This window comes from Brevundimonas sp. SS2672 (genome assembly GCF_059579685.1).
This window is the reverse complement of record NZ_CM184201.1, coordinates 1,633,400-1,652,192: the sequence shown is the minus strand read 5'-3', so window position 1 is coordinate 1,652,192 and position 18,793 is coordinate 1,633,400. Positions and strand designations below refer to the sequence as shown.

The following is an 18,793-nucleotide window of genomic DNA, read 5'->3' as shown; positions in this document are numbered from 1 at the left end:
GCGCGGAAGTCAATCGGCGCGTTGAAGATGGGCAACCATTCCGGGTAACGTGAGTTTACAAGATACCTTAAGTTGTGTTCCTCTCAGACGTTCTCGGGAGGGTTGACGATGAACAAGACAGCGCAGCGACGCCGCAAGGCGGCGAGCCCTGATCTGACGGACTATCCGGTTCGCGAATACGTGGCCGCCATGGCTACGGAACTGGCTGGAATGGCCCGCTGGGACGGGGATGAGCGATTGGCCGGACTTCTTGAAAGCGCGGCGGATCTGGCCCGCCGGACGGCCCCCGCCTAGGTCGAGGCCAGACCGCCGGGCAACAGGGTCGCCCGCCCTGCGAGGTGAAGCTCCAGCAGGGCGGCGGCCGTTTCTGCAATCGATAGCCTGGCGGCGCGCGCCAGTTCGTCGCGGCCGATGGGCGTTGGCGACAGCAGGGCCTCGACGCGGTCCAGAACTGCATCGTCGACCTGATCCGGCGATCCGGCGCCGAACGGCGAATCAGCGGGCGGTTCGCGCAGGGTCCGCAAGGACGCGAAGGCCCGCTCGATGTCCTCGATCCCTTCGCACAGGATGGCGCCTTGCCGCAGCAGTTCGTTGGGGCCTTTGGAGCGAGGGTCCAGCGGCGATCCGGGCACGGCGAAGACATCGCGGCCCTGCTCGCCCGCCAGTCGGGCGGTGATCAGGGAGCCGGAACGGATTTCGGCCTCGACCACCACCACGCCGCGCGACAGGCCGGAGATGATGCGATTGCGGCGTGGGAAGTCGCGCGCCTGCGCCCGCGCGCCGACGGGGCTTTCCGAGACGATGCAGCCGCGCTCGACGATCTGGCGATACAGGTCGGCGTTGTCTGAGGGATAGATGTCGTCCACCCCGCCGCCCAGCACCGCGACCGTGCCGGTTTCCAGCGCGCCCAGATGCGCCGCCGCATCCACCCCTCGCGCCAGACCCGAGACCACGACGTGGCCGCTTTCGCCCAACTGCTGGGCCAGGCCGCGCGCGATGCGTTGCCCGCCCGCTGAGGCGATGCGCGCGCCGACGATGGCCATGCAGGGCCGCTGCATCAGCGACGGATCGCCCAAGGTCCAAAGCAGGGGCGGTGGCGGATCGACTGCAGCCAGGGCTTCGGGATAGGCGGCCTCGCCCCACAGGATCAGCCGCGCGCCGATGCGGGCGCCGGCCTCCAGTTCGGCCTCGACGGTTTCGGGCGTCGGGATGGAATAGCCGCTGCGCCCCCGGCTGCGGATCAGGTCGGGCAGGGCGTCCAGCGCGCGCTCGGCCGAACCGAACCGCTGCAACAGCTGGGAAAAGGCCACGGGGCCGACGCGGTCGGTCCGGGCGAGCCGGAGGCGGGCGAAACGCTCGGCCTCCGACAGCGCCGTCACGCCTTCTTCGCCCCGATCTTGGGCTCGGCGCCTTTCAGCAGGCGGCCGATGTTTTCATGGTGGCGGATGAAGATCAGCACGGCGGTGAAGACCGCCATGATGAAGATGGGCTGTGGCGCCGGCAGGCCCAGCGCAGGCAGGGGCAGCAGGGCGTAGAACGGCGTCAGCGCCGCCGCCACCAGGGCCGACAGGGAGGAATAGCGCAGGGCGAAGGCCATGATCAGCCAGGTCGCCGCCGCCAGCAGGCCCAGCGGCCAGCACGCGGCCAGGATCAGGCCGAAGAAGGTCGCCACCCCCTTGCCGCCCTTGAACCCCAGCCAGACGGGGAACAGGTGGCCTAGGAAGGCCGCGCCCCCGGCGATGGAGCCTGCGACGTCAGTCCCCAGCAGATGCCGCGCGATCAGCAGGGCGACCGCGCCCTTGCCCGCGTCCAGGATCAGGGTGGCGATGGCCAGATCCTTGCGCCCGGTGCGCAGGACGTTGGTCGCGCCGATATTGCCCGAGCCGATGTTGCGCACGTCGCCCGCGCCCGCCGCGCGGGTCAGGACCACGCCGAACGGAATGGAGCCCAGCAGGTATCCGCCGACAGCCACAAGCCCGAGCGTAAGGAGCGCCGGCCCCGTCAGATCGTGCAAGTGATTCGCTCCCCTTAACGTGCGTCGTGGACGATGCGGCCCGAAACGACGGTGAGCAAGACCTTGCCTTGCAGTCGCCGCCCGTCAAAGGGCGAATTCTTCGACTTGGAGCGCAGCGTGGCGGCGTCGATCACCACCGGCGCCCCCGCGTCGAACAGCACCAGATCGGCAGGCGCGCCTTGCGACAGCTCTCCGGCCTCCAGCCCCAGCAGGGCGGCCGGGCCCTGTGTCATCGGCCGCAGCACGTCCAGCAGGTCGACGCCGTATTCGTGGTGCAGCGTCAGGGCGGCGGGCAGCAGGGTCTCCAGACCCACGGCGCCCGGCTCGGCCTCGGCGAAGGGGCGGCGCTTGTTTTCGGCCGGTTCGGGGCAATGGGCCGAGGTGATGACGTCGATCAGGCCGTCGCGCACCGCCTCGACCAGGGCCTGCCGGTCGCTCTCGGCGCGCAGCGGCGGGTCCAGGCGGTAGAAGGTCCGGTAGTCGCCGATATCGATCTCATTGAAGCACAGGTGATTGATCGAGGCCGAGGCCGCGACCTCCAGCCCCCGCGCACGGGCGCGCGCCAGCGTCTCCAGCGCGCCCTCGGTCGAGATCTGGTCGATCAGGAAACGCGCGCCGGTTTGCTCGACCAGGGCCAGGTCGCGCTCCAGTTGGATGCGCTCGGCGATGGCCGGGGCGCCCGACAGGCCCAGCCGCGTCGCCAGTTCGCCCGAGGTCGCGACCGCGCCCTCCGACAGCCACGGCTCGGTCGGGCGACAGGCGATCAGGGCGTTGAACGATGCGGCGTAGGACATCACCCGTTGCAGGGTGCGGGTGTTGCGGATCACCCGGTCGCCGTCGGTGAAATACAGTGCGCCCGCCTCGTGCATCAGGCCGATCTCGGCCATGCGTTCACCGTCGCGCGATTGCGTGGCCGCGCCCGCCGCGCGGACGTGGACCAGATCGAGCGCCGCGCCGCGCCGCTGGATGTGGTCGATGAGGGCCGGGTCGTCGATGGCCGGGTCGGTGTCGGGCTGGACGACGATGGTGGTGACGCCGCCCGCCGCTGCTGACAGGCTGGCCGACTTCAGCGTTTCCTTGGGTTCATTGCCCGGCTCGCCGGTCTTGACCCGAATGTCGATCAGACCGGGCGCCAAACAGCGGCCCTCGGCGTCGATGATCTGCACGCCCTCCGGGCGTTGCGTCGCCTGTCCGTGGATGACCTCGACGATGCGGCCGTCCTCGATCAGGACCGCGCCGGGGCCGTCATAGTCGCTGGCCGGATCCAGCAGGCGGGCGTTGATGATAGCGATGGGCTGTTGAGAGGCGGTCATGCGGAGCCTCCCGCGCGGCGGTGGGCGAGGGCGGCCAGAACGGCCATGCGGGCGGCGACGCCCATCTCGACCTGATCCTGGATCAGGGAGACGCTCAGGTCGTCGGCCACGTCGGAATCGATCTCCACGCCCCGGTTCATCGGGCCGGGGTGCATGACCTTGGCGTTCGGTGCGGCCCAGGCCAGCTTTTCGCGGTCCAGACCCCAGAACCGAAAATACTCGCGCGTCGAGGGGATCAGCGCGCCCGCCATCCGCTCAAGCTGAAGGCGCAGCATCATCACCACGTCGCAACCGGCCAGACCTTCCTTCATGTCGTGGAAGACCTCGCAGCCCCAGCGGTCGGCGTCGCCGGGCGCCAGCGTCGGCGGTCCGATCAGCCGCACCCGTGCGCCCATCATCTGCAGCAGGGCGACGTTCGAGCGCGCCACGCGGCTGTGGGCGATGTCGCCGCAGATGGCGACCGTCAGCCCGCCCACGTCGCCGAAGGCGCGGCGCAGGGACAGCAGGTCCAGCAGGGCCTGCGTAGGGTGTTCATGCCGCCCGTCGCCCGCGTTGACGACGGCGCAGCCCACCTTCTGCGACAGCAGGTCCACCGCACCGGAAGAAGCGTGGCGCACCACCAGAATCTCCGGCTTCATGGCGTTCAACGTCACGGCGGTGTCGATCAGCGTCTCGCCCTTCTTCACCGAGGACGAGGCGACCGGCATGGTCACGACGTCGGCGCCCAGACGCTTGGCCGCGATCTCGAAGGAGGAGCTGGTCCGCGTCGAGTTCTCGAAGAACAGGTTCACGACCGTCTGGCCGCGCATCAGGTCAACGCCCTTGGCCGATTGTCGGTTGAAGTCGACGAAGGCGTCGGCCAGGTCCAGCAAGGCCAAGGCGGCCGGCGGATGGAGGTCTCCGGCGGCGAGGAAGTGGTCGCGGGGGAACGGCGTCAGCCGTTCCTTGATGAGGTCGGAGACGGGCGCTGCATGGGTCATTGAGACGTGGCTATAGGCGGGACTCAGGCCAGATGGAATAGCAGCAGGGCCGCGGGGATGCCGATGACTGAGAATACCGTCGTCGCCGCGATGATCCCGGCCATCAGCGGAGCGTCGCCGCCCATCTGACGCGCCAGCACATAGGCCGAGGCGGCGCCGGGCGCCGCGCCGCACAGCAGGGCGATTCCCTGCGCCAGTTCATCGCCGCCGTACAGGCGCGCCAGCTGCCACATGGCCAGCGGCGTCACGATCATCTTGACCGCGACCACGGCGCTCACCGTGACGCGGGTGCGCGCCAGTTCGCGGAAGCTGAGACCTGCGCCCGCCACGATCAGACCCAGCGGCAGGGCGGCCGATCCCAGCAGTTGCAGCGTTTCGGCTACGCCCGGCGGCCTTGGCGCGCCAGAAAAATTCAGCGCCAGCCCCGCCAGACAGGCCAGAAGTATGGGATTGGACATCATCGCCCGGAACAGGGCCTTGGGCGAGGCGCCGCGCTGGTCCGCGCCCCACTTGGCCAGGACGATGACGCTCAGGATGTTGCTGACCGGGATCATGGCGGCGATCACCACGGCGGCGAGGCCCACGCCCTCCGCCCCGAACACCGCCTGCACGACCGGCAGGAAGACGAAACTGTTCCAGCGGATCATGCCCTGGAAGACGCTGGTGTAGGCAGGGCCGCTGAGGGGCAGCAGCGGCTTGGACAGCAGGGTCAGGGTCGAGACGATGATGGACACGGTGACGGCGGCGGCGCCCGCCGCGCCCGCGGCCGAGCCCGACAGGTCCGCGTTCCAGATCGCCGGGATCAGGAAGCCGGGATAAAGGACATTGATGGCCAGCTTCTCGATCGGCCGCCAGGCGGCGTCAGGCAGATAGTCCGATTTCTTCAGCCCATAGCCGAGCGCCAGAAGCAGGAAAACCGGCAGGACGCCCGAGAGGAGGGCCGTCATCTCAGTCGCGCAGCCGATCCAGCGCGCCTTGCAGGATCCAGGCGGCGGCGGTGCGGTCCACCACATCGGCGCGGCGCTTGCGGGTCAGGTCCAACTCGTCGATCAGGAACCGCTCGACGGCGGTGGTCGACAGCCGCTCGTCCTGAAAGGCGACGTTGACCGGCCGGAACCGCTCCAGATTACGGGCGAAGGCGCGGCACGACTGGGCGCGGGGCCCCTCGGTCCCGTCCATGTTCAGCGGCAGGCCGATGATCAGGGCCGAGACGTTGCGGCCGTCCATGATCTTGAACAGGCGTTCGGCGTCCTGGGTGAATTTGGTCTTGCGGATGAGTTCCAGCGGGCTGGCGATGATGCGCCCGGCGTCGGAGGCGGCGACGCCGATGGTGTTCTCGCCCAGATCCAGGCCCAGCCACGGGGTGTTGGGCGGGCAGGCGGCGGACAGTTCGGAGAGATCGAATACAGGCACGGGCGGGCGTTAGGCCCAGATGGGGCGCGTGTCAAAGCGGTCCCATATACTCCCGCTCATCCCGGCGGACGCCGGGATCCAGTCCTTTGGCTTCAAGCAAGAACCTTGATCACATTGCATGATGGTCGTGAACCGTTGCGTGTGCTGCTCTTACTGGATCCCGGCGTCCGCCGGGATGAGCGGAGTTAGAGACGGACTCACACGTCGTCGTCCCCGACCGGCCCGCCTTCGTTCTCCATGCTGCGGATCGAGCGCACTTCCTTGCGCGTGAACTTCAGCCGCACGCCCAGACCGCCGTCGGTCTCGTGCAGGAAGACGGCGCCGCCTTCCTCCAGCGCGGCTTGAAGGCGGCTGCGGGCCTCGTCGCCGGGATCGACGTTCTCGCGCTCGAAGTCTGCGAGGACATCGACCGTCAGGCCGGACAGGCGGGCCACATGATCGCGCGGCCATTGCACCAGGGCGCGGGCGGCGCGGACTTGAGGGCCGGTGATCTTCATGGTCGCATCTCCTTCGATCCGCCTCTCATACTTAGGCGCCGTTGCAGCCGTCAAAAGGGGGCGTTTGGCCGCAACGGCCAGGCTCATTTCGCGCCTGCACCCAAATCCTTGTCGAAGCGGCGTCGAGACGCTAATCCCGACCCCTTAGACTCTCATGCTTTGGAGGGCCGCATGGCCATCGACGCCGCGACGGTGCGCAAGGTTGCGCATCTCGCCCGCATCAAGACCCCCGAGGACCGTCTGGAGCCCCTGGCCCAGGAGCTGAACGGCATCCTGAAGTGGATCGAACAGCTGGACGAGGTGGACGTGCAGGGCGTCGAACCGATGACCTCCAACGTGTCCCAGCCGCTGCGTCTGCGCGACGACGTGGTGACGGACGGCGACAAGGTCGCCGACGTCCTGTCCAACGCGCCCAAGTCCGCCGACGGTTTCTTCGTCGTGCCTAAGGTCGTGGAGTAAGTCATGACCGATCTGACCAAGCTGACGCTGGCCGACGCCGTCGACGGCCTGAAGGCCAAGACCTTCTCGTCCGAAGAACTGACCCAGGCTTTCCTGACCAACATCGAGGCCTCGAACCCGACGCTGAACGCCTATGTCGAGGTGACGGCGGACAAGGCGCTGGAACAGGCGCGCGCGTCCGACGCTCGTCTGGCCAAGGGCGAGGGCGGGGTGCTGGAAGGCGCGCCGCTAGGCATCAAGGATCTGTTCTGCACCGAGGGCGTGCAGACGACGGCCGGCTCCAACATGCTGCGCGGCTTCGTCCCGCCGTATGAATCGACCGTCACCGCCAATCTGTGGCGCGACGGGGCGGTCATGCTGGGCAAGCTGAACATGGACGAGTTCGCCATGGGCTCGTCCAACGAGACCTCGGCCTTCGGTCCGGTGAAGAACCCGTGGAAGTCCAAGGGCTCGAACGCCGACCTGACGCCGGGCGGCTCGTCCGGCGGTTCGGCCTCGGCCGTGGCGGCGGATCTGTGCCTGGCCGCCACCGCGTCCGACACCGGCGGCTCGATCCGCCAGCCCGCCGCCTTCACCGGCACCGTGGGCATCAAGCCGACCTACGGCCGCGCCAGCCGTTACGGCATGGTCGCCTTCGCCAGCTCGCTGGATCAGGCCGGGCCGATCGCCAAGACGGTCAAGGATTCGGCCCTGCTGCTGAACTCCATGTGCTCGTTCGACGCCAAGGATTCGACCAGCCTCGACATCCCGACCCCCGACTGGACCCAGTCGGTCGGCCAGTCGGTCAAGGGGCTGCGCATCGGCGTGCCCAAGGAATACGTCCTCGACGGCATGCCCGCCGAGATCCAGAAGCTGTGGGAGCAGGGCGTCGAGTGGCTGAAGGCCGCCGGTTGCGAGATCGTCGAGATCAGCCTGCCGCACACCAAATACGCCCTGCCGACCTATTACATCGTGGCCCCGGCCGAGGCGTCGTCGAACCTGGCGCGCTATGACGGCATGCGCTTCGGCCACCGCGCCGAAGAGTTCACCTCGCTGGACGATCTCTATGCGACCTCGCGCGCCGAGGGCTTCGGCAAGGAGGTTCAACGCCGCCTGACTATCGGCGCCTATGTGCTGTCGGCGGGTTTCTACGACGCTTACTACGTCAAGGCGCTGAAGGTGCGTCGCCGCATCGCCCAGGACTTCGATAATGTCTGGGGTCAGGTGGATGCCATCCTGACGCCGTCCACGCCGTCGGCCGCCTTCGCCATCGGCGACAAGCAGATCGACCCCCTGACTATGTATCTGAACGACGTCTTCACGGTGACGACCAATCTGGCCGGTCTGCCGGGCATCTCGGTCCCCGCCGGCCTCAGCGCCGACGGCTTGCCGCTGGGCCTGCAGGTCATCGGCAAGGCCCTGGATGAAGCGACCGTCTTCCAGGTCGCGGGCGCCCTCGAAGACGCGGCGGGCTTCGTCGCCAAGCCGGACCGTTGGTGGTGAGCATGACTGAGAACTCCAAACTGATCCAGGGCCGCACGGGCGCTTGGGAAATCGTCATGGGTCTGGAGATCCACGCCCAGGTCGCTTCGAACGCCAAGCTGTTCTCGGGCGCGGCGGTCGGCTTCGGCGCCGGGCCGAACGAGCAGGTGTCGCTGGTCGACGCAGGCTTCCCCGGCATGCTGCCGACCCTGAACAAATACTGCGTCGAGCAGGCGGTGAAGTCGGGTCTGGGCCTGCGCGCCCAGATCAATCTGAAGAGCCAGTTCGACCGCAAGAACTACTTCTATCCCGACCTGCCGACCGGCTATCAAATCAGCCAGTTGTATCACCCCATCGTGGGCGAGGGCGTGGTCGAGGTGGAGGCCGAAGACGGCAGCTTCTTCAACGTCGGCATCGAGCGCCTGCACCTGGAACAGGACGCGGGCAAGCTGATCCACGACCTGTCGCCGACCGAGTCCTACGTCGACCTGAACCGTGCGGGCACGGCGCTGATGGAGATCGTCTCGCGCCCCGACATCCGCACGCCGGAAGAGGCGGTCGCCTACGTCAAGAAGATCCGGACCATCCTGATCTACCTTGGCACCTGCGACGGCGACATGGAGAAGGGCAATCTGCGCGCCGACGTGAACGTGTCGGTCTGCCGCGCCGGGAACTACGGCAAGTTCAAGGAAACGGGCGACTTCAGCTTCCTGGGGACGCGCTGCGAGATCAAGAACGTCAACAGCTTCCGCTTCATTTCTCAGGCGATCCAGTATGAGGCGCGCCGCCAGATCGAGATCCTCGAAGACGGCGGTTCGATCACGCAGGAGACCCGTCTGTTCGACGCGGTGAAGGGCGAGACCCGCTCCATGCGCTCCAAGGAAGAGGCGCAGGACTATCGCTACTTCCCCGACCCCGACCTGCTGCCGCTGGTGCTGGAACAGGCCTGGATCGACGAGATCAAGGCCAGCCTGCCGGAACTGCCGGACGACAAGCGTCGCCGCTTCATGAGCGAGTACGGCCTGTCGCAATACGACGCGGGCGTGCTAATCTCGGAACAGGCCAAGGCCGACTATTTCGAGGCCGCCGCGAAAGGTCGCGACGCCAAGCTGGTGTCCAACTGGGTGACGAACGAGGTCTCCGCCCGGCTGGCTGCGGACAGCAAGGACTTCAGCGACAACCCGCTGCCCGCCGCCCATGTGGCCCAGCTGGTCGAACTGATCGAGACGAACGTCATCTCGTCCAAGATCGCCAAGGAAGTCTTCGACTACGTCTGGAACGGCGAAGGCTCGCCCGCCGAGGTGGTCGAGAAGCACGGCCTGAAGCAGGTCACGGACACCGGCGCCATCGAGAAGGCGGTGGACGAGATCATCGCCGCCAATCCCGACAAGGCCGCCGCCGTCGCCGAGAAGCCCCAGGCCATCGGCTGGTTCGTCGGCCAGGTCATGAAGGCCACCGGCGGCAAGGCCAACCCGGCTGCGGTGAACGACATCCTTAAATCAAAGCTGGGGCTTTGATGCTTGGGGGCTGCAGCCCCCAAACCCCCGGCTGGTCGCTAACGCTCGCGACGCGGTCGCTCGCTGCTTGAGCGACAGGGGAGTGCGTCGGGTCGAGTAGGCGAAGCCTTTCTGACCGCAGCCCGTTAAAAAGCCCCGGAGATCGCTCTCCGGGGCCTTCCTGTTTTGCGCTACCAGCGCCAGGCGTCGCGGACGACTTCGATGATGTAGCCGTTGTAGTCGTCGATCAGATAGATCGCGTTGTCGACATAGACCCACCGCGTGCCCGGAGGCGGATAGCCCAGGCCGTAGGTGCGCCAGTCGTTCACCTGATAGCGCCAGAAGATGTCCGGCAGGTACTGGCCGACGTAATACTGCCGGTTCCAATAGCTGCGCGGCACGCTGTAGTAGCCGTAGCCGGGGGCGAAATAGAAGCCGATGCGTACGCCGCTCCAGCCCCGGAAGCGTTGGTCATGACGCCACCAGTCGCTGCGATGGCGGCGATCCCAGTCCCGGCGCCACTGGTCGCGGTTCCAGCGGTTGTGGAATTCGCGATAGTCGCGATCCCGATTTCCGTTCCAGCCGGGGCGGTTCGGCCGATTGGGCCGATTGGCGTCGGGACGGCCGGGACGGTTCCAATCCGGCCGGTTCGGTCGATTGGCGTCCGGTCGGCTCGGACGATTCCAGTCGGGGCGGTCCGGTCGGTTGGCGCCGGGACGATCAGGACGATCCGGTCTCGACTGGTCGGGACGGTTGGGCCGGTTCGGGCGGTCGGGGCGTCCCGGCCGATCCGGTTGGTTGGGTCGATTCCAGTCGGGGCGATTAGGCCGGTCCGGTCGATCTGGGCGGTTGGGACGTTGCGCTTCCGGACGAGACGGACGATCCGGCCTTGATGAGTCGGGACGCTGACCCGTCGGGCGTTGACCGTCAGGGCGTTGAGGCCGTTGGCCGTCCGGCCGTGCTTGAGGCCGCGTTTGATCGGGGCGTGATTGCGGGCGAGGCGAATTCTGGCGGGGCGCTTCCTGGCGCTCGCGCGGGCGCACGGCCATGTCGCCGCGTTCACGTTGCGGCGCGGCGCGACGTTCGGCGCGGCGCGGGCTGTCTCCGCGCGTTTGAGCACGGTGCTCGGGCCGGTCCTGGGCCAGGACGGACAGAGGTGCTGCGGCGGGCACGAGGAAGGCGGAGACCGCCGCGAACATGAGAAGGGAACGTTTCATGGTCAAAGTCCTCGCACGCCCAGATTGGGCGGCTTGGGAGGAAAATGCACGAGGGCCCATGAACTGCGGCTGAACGTCGATCACAGAGCATTGTCATGAAAAATCCCCGCAAGACAGGATCTTGCGGGGCGGAAAAGACAGCAGGCGCTGCCTTAATAGACGTTGTTCATCACACTGGCGATCAGGCCGGTCGCGACCGCGATCATCAGGATGTCGTTGCCGGCGTGGACATAGCGATAACCGCGCGGCGCGGGGCGCAGGCCATAGAAGTAGGGGTCGCTGACGTAGTAGTTGCGATAGGCCGACGGCAGGTAGCCGCCCGTGCGCCAGCGATAGCCGTAGTAGCGCGGCTCGACCCGATAATAGCCATGGCCGGGGGCGTACCAGTAGCCGTTCCGGGCGCCGCGATAGTCGCGGAATTCCGGCCGCCCGCGCCACCAGTCGCGATTGTCGCGACTCCAGCGGTCATGGCGGCGTTGGTCCTGGCGCCAGTCGCGACGGTCGTGGCGGCGGTCCTGACGCAATTCACGCCGGTCATCCCGACGGTCCTGGCGCCATTCGCGGCGATCGTCACGGCGATCCTGACGCCATTCACGGCGATCGTGTCGATCCTGGGCCTGCGCCATCATGGGAGCGGCCGTGGTCGCCAGCGCCAGGGCGATGACGGCGGCCTTGGTGAGGCGGTTCATATTCAACTCCATTCGAAGCGGCGAAACCCTGTCTGAAGCCCAACTTCGGCGTCCGCGAATGAATGGCGCCTGAACCGCGCTTTCAGCTTGCGCATCGCGCCGCGCGCGGGAGGAAGGCGCGTTAACGCTAATTTCAAACCGCCGGTATTTGAATGCGTTTCCGAGGGCGGCGCAGAAGGTGCTGCTCAGGAGGGACCAAGCGATGAACGCCCACGAAACGGCGCACGAACCGACGGACCGCACGGCCTTGCCGTTGCCGACGCCGGACATGGACGGCGATGCCCTGTTCCGGTTGGGCCTGGCCTATTCGGCCGGCCTGGATGGATGCCCCATCGACCGGGTGTCGGCTCACATGATCTTCAACCTGGCGGCCATGAAGGGGTCGCTCGAGGCGAGGGGATACCGCCGCGACCTCAGTCAGGAGATGGAGCACGACGAGATCGCGGAAGCCCAGCGCGCCGCGCGGCGCTGGATCGACGCCGGCTCATCGTCTCTGGCGGCCTGACCTTTGGCGGCCTGAGAAGGCTTTCGGCGTCTGGACCGGGCGGCGGCGGCGGGGTATGCACCCGGCGAGTTCCCCGTCCGAAGGATTCCGTCCATGCTCGCTCGCATCTACCGCCCGGCCAAGACCGCGATGCAGTCCGGCAAGGCCAAGACGCGCGACTGGCGTCTGGAGTTCGAGCCGGCTTCGGCCCGCACGATCGATCCGCTGATGGGCTGGACCAGCTCGACCGACATGAACGGCCAGGTCCGCCTGTCCTTCGACACCAGGGAAGAGGCGATCGAGTACGCCGAACGCCACGGCATCCCCTTCCGCCTGCATGAGCCGAATGAGGCGCCGGTCATCATCAAGGCCTACGCCGACAACTTCGCCACCAACCGCAAGCAGTCCTGGACCCACTGAGTCCGACTGCGGCCTCCGGCGCCCTTAGCTCAACCGGATAGAGCACCCGCCTTCTAAGCGGACGGTTGCAGGTTCGAGTCCTGCAGGGCGCGCCACGCCTCCAGACCCTTCTCGAGATCGGCGACCAGGTCGGCGGGGTCTTCCAATCCGATATGCAGGCGCAGCAACTGGCCGGGCAGGTCGGGCGCGTGTTCGCGATAGACTAGTTGCGGGGTCTCAAAGGTGATCAGGCTTTCGAATCCGCCCCAGGAATAGCCCATGCCGAACAGGCTGAGCGCGCGCATGAAGGCGTGGGCGGCCGCCGTGTCGCCGCCCTTCATGATCACGCCCATCAAGGAGGCGGCGCCCTCGAAATCGCGTCGCCACAGGTCATGGCCGATCGAGCCGGCCAGGGGCGGATAAAGGACGTCGGCGACCTCTGGCCGCGCCTTCAGCCATCGGGCGATCTCCAGAGCCGAGCGGGCCTGGGCTTCATAGCGCAAGGGCAGGGTGCGGACGCCCCGCAGCGCCAGCCAGGCGTCATCCGGCGACACGTGCCAGCCCATGTCTTCGATGGCGTGGGCGATGGCGCGAACGATCTCGGGCGCGCTCGCCGCGACGCCGCCCATCAGCAGGTCGGAATGGCCGCCGACGTATTTGGTCAGGGCCTGGACGCTGACGTCGACGCCGTGCGCCAGAGGGCGGAAGGCCAGCCCGGCCGCCCAGGTGTTGTCCATGACGGTCAGGACGCCGCGCTCGCGACAGGCGGCGGCCAGCGCGGGAACGTCCGTCATCTCGAAGGTCAGGGAGGCGGGCGCCTCGATCAGCACAAGCCGCGTACGGGGCGTCAGGGCGGCCTGGACGGTCTCGATCGAGGCGTCGGCGGGGTGGAAGCGCGCGCTGATGCCGCGCGCGGCGAGATGGCGCGTCAGGAACCGGCGCGTCGGGCCGTAGACGGCGTCTGTGGTCAGCACCTCGTCGCCAGGCCGGAGCAGGGCGACCAGGGGCACGGTCACGGCGGCCAGGCCCGAGGGGACCAGGAAGGCGTCGGCGCCCCCCTCCATCTGGGCCAGCAGGGCGCGCAGTTCGCGCGCGGCGCTCGTGCCGTCCAGGCCATAGACGGGGCCGTCCGAACCATCCTGCATTCGGGCCGGGTCGTCGCTCAGCATGGTCGAGGCGCGTTCGAGCGGTGGATTGACCGGGCGGCGGCCCTGGCCGCGCCGGGTGGCGCCGGCGATCAGCCGGGTTCGGTCGGAAATGGGCGGCATGGCGGCTCCGGCGGGTTGCGGTTCGGCGCCTAGAGGGCTCTAAACTGTTCAGGGGTGCAAGACGGAGCGGCGGAACGGATGCGGAAATGGCGAGGCGGAGCGGCGGCGGCGGGCGTGGCGGCGCTCCTGGCGACAGGAGCCTGTCAGAGGACGGCTGAACCACAGGCGCCCGAGTCGCGCGAACCGTCCCGCCAGGCGCCGGTCGCCGCCGGCGAGGCGGAGCCCAGCCCGACCCTGGCGGCCGTGCGTCAGCGCGGGCGTTTGAACTGCGGCGTGCACGAGGGACTGGTCGGCTTCGCCTATACGGACAACAGAGGCGCCTGGCGGGGGTTCGACGTCGACTTCTGCCGGGCGACGGCGGCGGCTATCTTCGGCGATCCGGACGCCGTGCGCTTCGTGCCGCTGACGACGGAGCAGCGCTTCGACGCCCTGCGGGACGGGCGGGTGGACGTGCTGTGGCGCAACACCTCCTGGACCATGAGCCGGGATACGGGGGCGCAACTCAGCTTCGCCGGGATCAACTATTATGACGGCCAGGGCTTCATGGTGCGGCGCTCGCTCAATCTGAGCAGCGCGGCCGAACTGAACGGCGCGCGCATCTGCGTGCAGTCGGGCTCGACCACCGAACTGAACGTCGAGGACTATTTCCGTCGCCGGGGCATCGAATATCGACCCGTCGTGGTGGCGACCGAGGGCGAGGCGCGTCAGGCCTATGCGCGAGAGGAATGCGACGCCTTCACCGCCGACATCTCGGCCCTGGCGGCGGCCCGCACGACCCTGCCGAACCCGCAGCAGCACGTCATCCTGCCCGACGTCATCTCCAAGGAGCCTCTGGGCCCTGTGGTGCGCAGCGGCGACGATCGCTGGACAGCGGTGATCCGCTGGACGCTCAACGCCCTGATTCTGGCTGAGGAATTGGGCGTGACGCGCGCAAATGTCGCAGACCTGGGCAAGAATTCCGCTGACCCCAGAGTGCGTCGCCTTCTGGGCGACGAAGGTGACTTCGGACCCAGCCTTGATCTATCGAGAACATGGGCGAAAGACGCGGTTTCCGCAGCTGGAAACTACGGTGAGATATTCAGTCGGAATCTGGGCTCTCAGTCGTCGCTTGATCTGGAGCGCGGGCTGAATGCTCAATGGTCATCGCGACCCGGCGGGTTGATCTATGGCCTTCCTGTCCGTTAGTCCAAGGGGATGAGGGAATAGGGAAGGGACCGGATGGAGACCACGGCCAAGCGCGGACTGCCGCTTCATGTGTTGATGCTGATCGGGTTTCTGGTCGGTCTCACAGGCGGCCTCATCGTCAATCTGACCGTCGGGGGCGACGTCGGTTGGGTGCAGTGGCTGACCTCCAACATCACGGGCCCGGCGGGACAGATCTTCCTGCGCCTGCTGTTCATGCTGGTCCTGCCCCTGCTGTTCTCGGCCCTCCTCATCGGGGTGGCCGAGATGGGCGACCTGAAGGCCCTCGGTCGTGCGGGGTCCAAGAGCCTGGGCTTCACCGTCTTCATTTCGGCCGTGGCCGTGCTGATCGGCATGGTGATGGTCAATGTCTTCCGTCCGGGCGACGGGGTTGATCCGGCCCTGGCGCAACAGCTGCTGGATCAGGGGCGTGCGGGCGCCGCATCCATCGTCGGCAGCGCGCCGACCTCGGTGCAGGCGGGCGACTTCTTCCTGGACCTGATTCCGTCGAACGTCTTCACGGCGGCGGCCGAGAACCAGATCCTGCCGGTGATGGTCTTCGCCCTGTTCTTCGGCGTCGGCCTGGTCATGACCAAGAGCCCCGCCACCGACCGGCTGCAGCAGACCATCGAGGGTCTGTTCGAGGTGATGATGAAGCTCATCAACCTCGTCATCCGCATCGCGCCCATCGCCATCGCCTGCCTGATGTTCAACCTGGCGGCCCTGTTCGGCTGGGAGTTGCTGATCCGTCTGGGCGCCTTCGTGGCCGTGGCCGTGGGCGCCATGGCGATCCATATGTTCGTGGTCTATCCGCTGGTGATCTGGCTGTTCGGCGGCATGTCGCCGCTGAAGTTCTTCCGCGACATCCGCGAGGCCATGGTGGTGTCCTTCTCCACCGCCTCCTCGAACGCCAGCCTGCCGGTGTCCCTGCGCGTCGCCGAACAGGAACTGGGTCTGCCGCGCAAGATCGCTCGTTTCGTCCTGACCGTCGGCGCCACCGCCAACCAGAACGGCACCGCCCTGTTCGAGGGGGTGACGGTGCTGTTCCTGGCCCAGTTCTTCGGAGTCGACCTGACCCTGGGCCAGCAGGTGATCGTCATGCTGGTGTGCATTCTGGGCGGAGTGGGCACTGCGGGCGTGCCTGCGGGCTCCCTGCCGGTCATCGCCATGATCTTGGCCATGGTGGGGGTGCCGCCGGAAGGGATCGGCCTGATCCTGGGCGTCGATCGCTTCCTGGACATGTGCCGGACGTCGCTGAACGTCACCGGCGACCTGGTCGTCGCGGCGGTGGTGTCGCGCGGGGAAGAGGATGCCGACGCCGACGAGCCGCCTGCAGCGCCGGCCGCCGCCTAGGAAAAAGGCCGACGCAGGATCGCCTGCGTCGGCCTTGGCCTTGTCCCTGGCGCCCGGTCCCCGGTCAGGACATGGGCGGCGCGGGCGGCGTCGGATCGGGAGGCAGGGGGATGAATTCCTGATCATCCATGTCGGGCAGCTTGATGCGGCCCGCGCGCCAGTCGGCCTTGGCCTGCTCGATGCGCTCCCTGGAGGACGAGACGAAGTTCCACTCGATGAAGCGCTCGCCCACCGGCTCGCCGCCCAGCACCATGACGGTGGTCGGCTGCAGGGCATGGATCACGGACGGCGCGCCCGAGGAGAGGACCGCCATCTGGCCGTGACCCAGGGGCTTGCCGTCGTCGATCTCGACCAGGCCCTGGACGACATAGACGGCGCTTTCCGAATGATCGGTCGGAGTCTGGAAGCGGGCGCCGGGCTCAAGCTCCAGGTGCAGGTAGTGCAGCGGCGAGAAGGTGCTGACTCCGGCCTTCATGCCCATGGTTTCGCCCGCGACCAGGCGCCCCTTGACCCCGCCCTCGACCCAGGTCGGCAGATCGCCGGGGACGACATGCTGGAAGGACGGGTCGATCTCTTCCTGACCATTGGGCAGGGCGACCCAGGCCTGGATGCCTTCCAGACGCGCGCCTTCGCGGCGAGCGCGTTCGAAACGCTCCGAGTGGGTCACGCCGCTGCCTGCGGTCATCCAGTTGACCTCGGCGGGCCGGATGTCCTGCTGCACGCCCAGGCTGTCGCGGTGCGTGATCTCGCCCTCGAACAGATAGGTCAGGGTCGAGATGCCGATGTGCGGGTGGGGACGCACGTCGACCGTCTTGGGCAGGCCCGCCGGCATGTCGACCGGCCCCATGTGGTCGAAGAAGGCGAAGGGGCCGACCATGCGGCGCTTGGCGAAAGGCAGGACGCGGCCGACCTCAAAGCCGCCGAGATCCTTGCGGCGCTGGTCGATGACGAGTTCGATCATATTGATTTTCCTGGAGTAAGAAACGCTGCAACGACGCACGGGGGCGACCCGCGCACTATGGCCCGGATCGCCCGAAAGGTCAGTCCTCCTTGTCGTAGGAGAATTGGATTCCGGCCGTGCCGCCGGTTTCGATGAACAGGTTCATGAAGGCGGGGACGGTTTCCGACCGTTTCCAGTCACGCTGCAGCTCGCAGAAGAGCTGAGGCACGGAAATCATCTTTCCGCCGGCCTGTTCGATGCGGCGCAGACCCATTTCGTGGGCGGCGACCGAGGTGCCGCCGACGGCGTCGGCCACGACATAGACCTCATATCCCTCACGCAGGGCGTCCAGAGCAGGGAAGGTCAGGCAGGCCTCGGTCCACAGGGCCGTCATGATCAGCTTCTTGCGGCCGGTCGCCTCGACCGCCTTGCGGAATTCCACGTCTTCCCAGGAGTTGATCGTGGTGCGGTCATAGGTCGGGTAGTCTTTCAGGACCTTACGCAGTTGACCGATCGGCGGCTTGTTCAACCCTGTCTCGACGTTGACGGTCGAGTGGACGATAGGCAGGCCGTAGGCGACGGCGGCCTTGGCCGTGCCGACGATGTTGTTCACCAGCAGTTGGCGGTCCATCGAGGCGATGGAGTTCACCTGGACCGGCTGATAGTCGATGATGACGAAGGCCGAGTTTTCGGGGGTCAGAAGGTGATCCGACTTCGGATCGCGGATCGGTTCGCTGGCCATTGGGTGGTTCCTTTCCGGGAGAATGCGCCTGGGGCGAGGCGCGCGCATGACGCCGGGCTCCGCCCCGTCGGAGGGGGCGAGGCGAAGCCGACGCGCATGGGTCAGTCGCGTTGCGAGTCGAGCATCTCGTGATCGGTGGCGACCTGCTGAGCCTTGCCGTAGCTTTCGATCAGCAGTTGGTAGGGCGGGAAGATCTGGGTGTAGACCTCGGCCCATTGGGCGGCGTCTTCACGGCGCCAGGTCTTCTGCAGTTCCGAGGCGACGGCCGCCATGTCCATCGGCACGACGCCGGCCTGGACCACGCGGGCCAGGGTGATTTCCTGGGCCATCTTGGAATAGGTGCCCGAGGCGTCGACCACCACGAAGACCTTGTAGCCTTCATAGGCGGCGCTGATGGCGGGGAAGGCCATGCAGACGCTGGTGATGGTCCCGGCGATGATCAGGGTCTTGCGGCCCGTCGCCTTCACGGCGGCGACGAAGTCGGGGTTGTCCCAGGCGTTGATCTCGCCCTTGCGCGCCACATACTGGGCGTGGGGGGCGTTGGCGTGGATTTCCGGGATCAGCGGACCGTTCGGGCCCTGCGGCACCGAAGCGGTGGTGATGACCGGCAGCTTGGCCAGGGTGGCCATCGAGGCCAGGGCGGCGGCGTGACGGCGCAGGGTGGTCATCGGCATGTCGGCCACGGTCTGGAACAGGCCGCTCTGATGGTCGATCAGCAGCATGACGGCGTCGTTCGGGTCGATGACCGGACGCTGACCGTTGAAGTTGGCGGGCAGGGCGGAAGAGGACATGGGTCTTTCCTTTCAGGCAGGGGGCCGCGCTCGGACAAATGTCCGTTCGGGGCGGGGGTTGCGGCCCGGTCCGAAGACCGGGCCTTACGTTTCTG

At 67.4% G+C, this 18,793-nt stretch carries 21 protein-coding genes and 1 tRNA gene; 9 read left to right on the top strand and 13 right to left on the bottom strand.

The window, feature by feature from the left end:
• The first annotated feature begins 108 nt into the window (after nt 1-108).
• The gene (locus AC52GN_RS08425; RefSeq protein WP_291774666.1) at nt 109-294 is read left to right on the top strand and encodes a hypothetical protein; all 186 of its coding nucleotides are present in this window, start codon (nt 109-111) and stop codon (nt 292-294) included.
• Here AC52GN_RS08425 and dprA read toward each other — a convergent pair.
• The 7 genes from dprA to AC52GN_RS08390 form a co-directional block, all read right to left on the bottom strand.
• Nucleotides 291-1,379, bottom strand: coding sequence for a DNA-processing protein DprA (gene dprA / locus AC52GN_RS08420; RefSeq protein ID WP_496526768.1), 1,089 nt, complete (start codon nt 1,377-1,379; stop codon nt 291-293). The two genes, AC52GN_RS08425 and dprA, sit on opposite strands and share 4 nt — an antisense overlap.
• Complete coding sequence (gene plsY, locus AC52GN_RS08415) at nt 1,376-2,014, bottom strand: glycerol-3-phosphate 1-O-acyltransferase PlsY (protein ID WP_496526767.1); 639 nt, start codon at nt 2,012-2,014, stop codon at nt 1,376-1,378. Before plsY ends, dprA begins: the two co-directional genes overlap by 4 nt.
• A gap of 14 nt (nt 2,015-2,028) precedes the next feature.
• Nucleotides 2,029-3,327: a dihydroorotase gene (pyrC, locus tag AC52GN_RS08410; protein WP_496526766.1), complete on the bottom strand. Its 1,299-nt coding sequence runs from the start codon at nt 3,325-3,327 to the stop codon at nt 2,029-2,031.
• On the bottom strand, nt 3,324-4,307 hold the full coding sequence (locus tag AC52GN_RS08405) for an aspartate carbamoyltransferase catalytic subunit (RefSeq protein ID WP_496526765.1): 984 nt from the start codon (nt 4,305-4,307) through the stop codon (nt 3,324-3,326). The genes pyrC and AC52GN_RS08405 overlap by 4 nt, the downstream gene beginning before the upstream one ends.
• A 23-nt stretch (nt 4,308-4,330) precedes the next feature.
• Nucleotides 4,331-5,254 carry an AEC family transporter gene (locus tag AC52GN_RS08400; protein ID WP_346486672.1) on the bottom strand — a complete coding sequence of 308 codons (924 nt, stop codon included), beginning with the start codon at nt 5,252-5,254 and terminating at the stop codon, nt 4,331-4,333.
• A gap of 1 nt (nt 5,255) precedes the next feature.
• On the bottom strand, nt 5,256-5,720 hold the full coding sequence (gene ruvX, locus AC52GN_RS08395) for a Holliday junction resolvase RuvX (RefSeq protein ID WP_346486674.1): 465 nt from the start codon (nt 5,718-5,720) through the stop codon (nt 5,256-5,258).
• Nucleotides 5,721-5,917: 197 nt separating this feature from the next.
• A complete protein-coding gene (locus tag AC52GN_RS08390) occupies nt 5,918-6,217 on the bottom strand; it encodes a helix-turn-helix domain-containing protein (RefSeq protein ID WP_291774686.1) in 300 nt (99 codons plus the stop codon).
• Between the two features lie 171 nt (nt 6,218-6,388).
• On the opposite strand from AC52GN_RS08390, the gene gatC reads away from it, so the two are divergent.
• The 3 genes from gatC to gatB are packed head-to-tail and all read left to right on the top strand — an operon-like array spanning nt 6,389 to nt 9,654.
• Entirely contained in the window at nt 6,389-6,676 is a 288-nt protein-coding gene (gene gatC, locus AC52GN_RS08385) for an Asp-tRNA(Asn)/Glu-tRNA(Gln) amidotransferase subunit GatC (RefSeq protein ID WP_046653549.1), read from the top strand.
• A gap of 3 nt (nt 6,677-6,679) precedes the next feature.
• Nucleotides 6,680-8,158, top strand: a complete 1,479-nt coding sequence (gene gatA / locus AC52GN_RS08380) for an Asp-tRNA(Asn)/Glu-tRNA(Gln) amidotransferase subunit GatA (protein ID WP_496526764.1) — start codon at nt 6,680-6,682, stop codon at nt 8,156-8,158.
• A 2-nt stretch (nt 8,159-8,160) separates the two neighbouring features.
• Nucleotides 8,161-9,654: an Asp-tRNA(Asn)/Glu-tRNA(Gln) amidotransferase subunit GatB gene (gatB, locus tag AC52GN_RS08375; protein WP_452111854.1), complete on the top strand. Its 1,494-nt coding sequence runs from the start codon at nt 8,161-8,163 to the stop codon at nt 9,652-9,654.
• A 170-nt stretch (nt 9,655-9,824) separates the two neighbouring features.
• On the opposite strand, the gene AC52GN_RS08370 is transcribed toward gatB, so the two are convergent.
• Nucleotides 9,825-10,850 (bottom strand): RcnB family protein, encoded by a 1,026-nt coding sequence (locus AC52GN_RS08370; RefSeq protein WP_496526763.1) that lies wholly within the window; start codon nt 10,848-10,850, stop codon nt 9,825-9,827.
• Between the two features lie 152 nt (nt 10,851-11,002).
• On the bottom strand, nt 11,003-11,539 hold the full coding sequence (locus AC52GN_RS08365; protein ID WP_496526762.1) for an RcnB family protein: 537 nt from the start codon (nt 11,537-11,539) through the stop codon (nt 11,003-11,005).
• Nucleotides 11,540-11,741: 202 nt separating this feature from the next.
• On the opposite strand from AC52GN_RS08365, the gene AC52GN_RS08360 reads away from it, so the two are divergent.
• The 3 genes from AC52GN_RS08360 (at nt 11,742) to AC52GN_RS08350 (ending at nt 12,538) form a co-directional block, all read left to right on the top strand.
• Nucleotides 11,742-12,044 (top strand): sel1 repeat family protein, encoded by a 303-nt coding sequence (locus tag AC52GN_RS08360; RefSeq protein WP_312218086.1) that lies wholly within the window; start codon nt 11,742-11,744, stop codon nt 12,042-12,044.
• 93 nt (nt 12,045-12,137) lie between these two features.
• Nucleotides 12,138-12,443: an ETC complex I subunit gene (locus AC52GN_RS08355; protein WP_291774706.1), complete on the top strand. Its 306-nt coding sequence runs from the start codon at nt 12,138-12,140 to the stop codon at nt 12,441-12,443.
• A gap of 18 nt (nt 12,444-12,461) precedes the next feature.
• Nucleotides 12,462-12,538 (top strand) — tRNA-Arg (locus AC52GN_RS08350).
• Here the strand turns inward: AC52GN_RS08350 and metC are convergent.
• Nucleotides 12,497-13,690: a cystathionine beta-lyase gene (gene metC / locus AC52GN_RS08345; RefSeq protein ID WP_496528790.1), complete on the bottom strand. Its 1,194-nt coding sequence runs from the start codon at nt 13,688-13,690 to the stop codon at nt 12,497-12,499. The two genes, AC52GN_RS08350 and metC, sit on opposite strands and share 42 nt — an antisense overlap.
• Nucleotides 13,691-13,768: 78 nt before the next feature.
• On the opposite strand from metC, the gene AC52GN_RS08340 reads away from it, so the two are divergent.
• Together AC52GN_RS08340 and AC52GN_RS08335 are read left to right on the top strand one after the other, a co-directional pair.
• The gene (locus AC52GN_RS08340) at nt 13,769-14,875 is read left to right on the top strand and encodes an amino acid ABC transporter substrate-binding protein (RefSeq protein WP_496526761.1); all 1,107 of its coding nucleotides are present in this window, start codon (nt 13,769-13,771) and stop codon (nt 14,873-14,875) included.
• A gap of 33 nt (nt 14,876-14,908) precedes the next feature.
• Complete coding sequence (locus AC52GN_RS08335; protein WP_496528755.1) at nt 14,909-16,225, top strand: dicarboxylate/amino acid:cation symporter; 1,317 nt, start codon at nt 14,909-14,911, stop codon at nt 16,223-16,225.
• A gap of 64 nt (nt 16,226-16,289) precedes the next feature.
• On the opposite strand, the gene AC52GN_RS08330 is transcribed toward AC52GN_RS08335, so the two are convergent.
• From AC52GN_RS08330 to AC52GN_RS08320, 3 genes are all read right to left on the bottom strand, one after another.
• The gene (locus tag AC52GN_RS08330; protein ID WP_291774714.1) at nt 16,290-17,186 is read right to left on the bottom strand and encodes a pirin family protein; all 897 of its coding nucleotides are present in this window, start codon (nt 17,184-17,186) and stop codon (nt 16,290-16,292) included.
• A gap of 79 nt (nt 17,187-17,265) precedes the next feature.
• Nucleotides 17,266-17,907, bottom strand: a complete 642-nt coding sequence (locus tag AC52GN_RS08325; protein ID WP_312218081.1) for a hydrolase — start codon at nt 17,905-17,907, stop codon at nt 17,266-17,268.
• A 101-nt stretch (nt 17,908-18,008) separates the two neighbouring features.
• Entirely contained in the window at nt 18,009-18,698 is a 690-nt protein-coding gene (locus tag AC52GN_RS08320; RefSeq protein WP_496528754.1) for a hydrolase, read from the bottom strand.
• Between the last annotated feature and the right edge of the window lie 95 nt (nt 18,699-18,793).

Coding starts and splice junctions, on each gene's coding strand:
- AC52GN_RS08425 (WP_291774666.1), top strand. CDS start 109: ATGAACAAGACAGCGCAGCGACGCCGCAAGGCGGCGAGCCCTGATCTG.
- pyrC (WP_496526766.1), bottom strand. CDS start 3,327: ATGACCGCCTCTCAACAGCCCATCGCTATCATCAACGCCCGCCTGCTG.
- AC52GN_RS08405 (WP_496526765.1), bottom strand. CDS start 4,307: ATGACCCATGCAGCGCCCGTCTCCGACCTCATCAAGGAACGGCTGACG.
- AC52GN_RS08400 (WP_346486672.1), bottom strand. CDS start 5,254: ATGACGGCCCTCCTCTCGGGCGTCCTGCCGGTTTTCCTGCTTCTGGCG.
- AC52GN_RS08390 (WP_291774686.1), bottom strand. CDS start 6,217: ATGAAGATCACCGGCCCTCAAGTCCGCGCCGCCCGCGCCCTGGTGCAA.
- gatC (WP_046653549.1), top strand. CDS start 6,389: ATGGCCATCGACGCCGCGACGGTGCGCAAGGTTGCGCATCTCGCCCGC.
- gatA (WP_496526764.1), top strand. CDS start 6,680: ATGACCGATCTGACCAAGCTGACGCTGGCCGACGCCGTCGACGGCCTG.
- gatB (WP_452111854.1), top strand. CDS start 8,161: ATGACTGAGAACTCCAAACTGATCCAGGGCCGCACGGGCGCTTGGGAA.
- AC52GN_RS08370 (WP_496526763.1), bottom strand. CDS start 10,850: ATGAAACGTTCCCTTCTCATGTTCGCGGCGGTCTCCGCCTTCCTCGTG.
- AC52GN_RS08365 (WP_496526762.1), bottom strand. CDS start 11,539: ATGAACCGCCTCACCAAGGCCGCCGTCATCGCCCTGGCGCTGGCGACC.
- AC52GN_RS08360 (WP_312218086.1), top strand. CDS start 11,742: ATGAACGCCCACGAAACGGCGCACGAACCGACGGACCGCACGGCCTTG.
- AC52GN_RS08355 (WP_291774706.1), top strand. CDS start 12,138: ATGCTCGCTCGCATCTACCGCCCGGCCAAGACCGCGATGCAGTCCGGC.
- metC (WP_496528790.1), bottom strand. CDS start 13,690: ATGCCGCCCATTTCCGACCGAACCCGGCTGATCGCCGGCGCCACCCGG.
- AC52GN_RS08340 (WP_496526761.1), top strand. CDS start 13,769: ATGCGGAAATGGCGAGGCGGAGCGGCGGCGGCGGGCGTGGCGGCGCTC.
- AC52GN_RS08335 (WP_496528755.1), top strand. CDS start 14,909: ATGGAGACCACGGCCAAGCGCGGACTGCCGCTTCATGTGTTGATGCTG.
- AC52GN_RS08330 (WP_291774714.1), bottom strand. CDS start 17,186: ATGATCGAACTCGTCATCGACCAGCGCCGCAAGGATCTCGGCGGCTTT.
- AC52GN_RS08325 (WP_312218081.1), bottom strand. CDS start 17,907: ATGGCCAGCGAACCGATCCGCGATCCGAAGTCGGATCACCTTCTGACC.
- AC52GN_RS08320 (WP_496528754.1), bottom strand. CDS start 18,698: ATGTCCTCTTCCGCCCTGCCCGCCAACTTCAACGGTCAGCGTCCGGTC.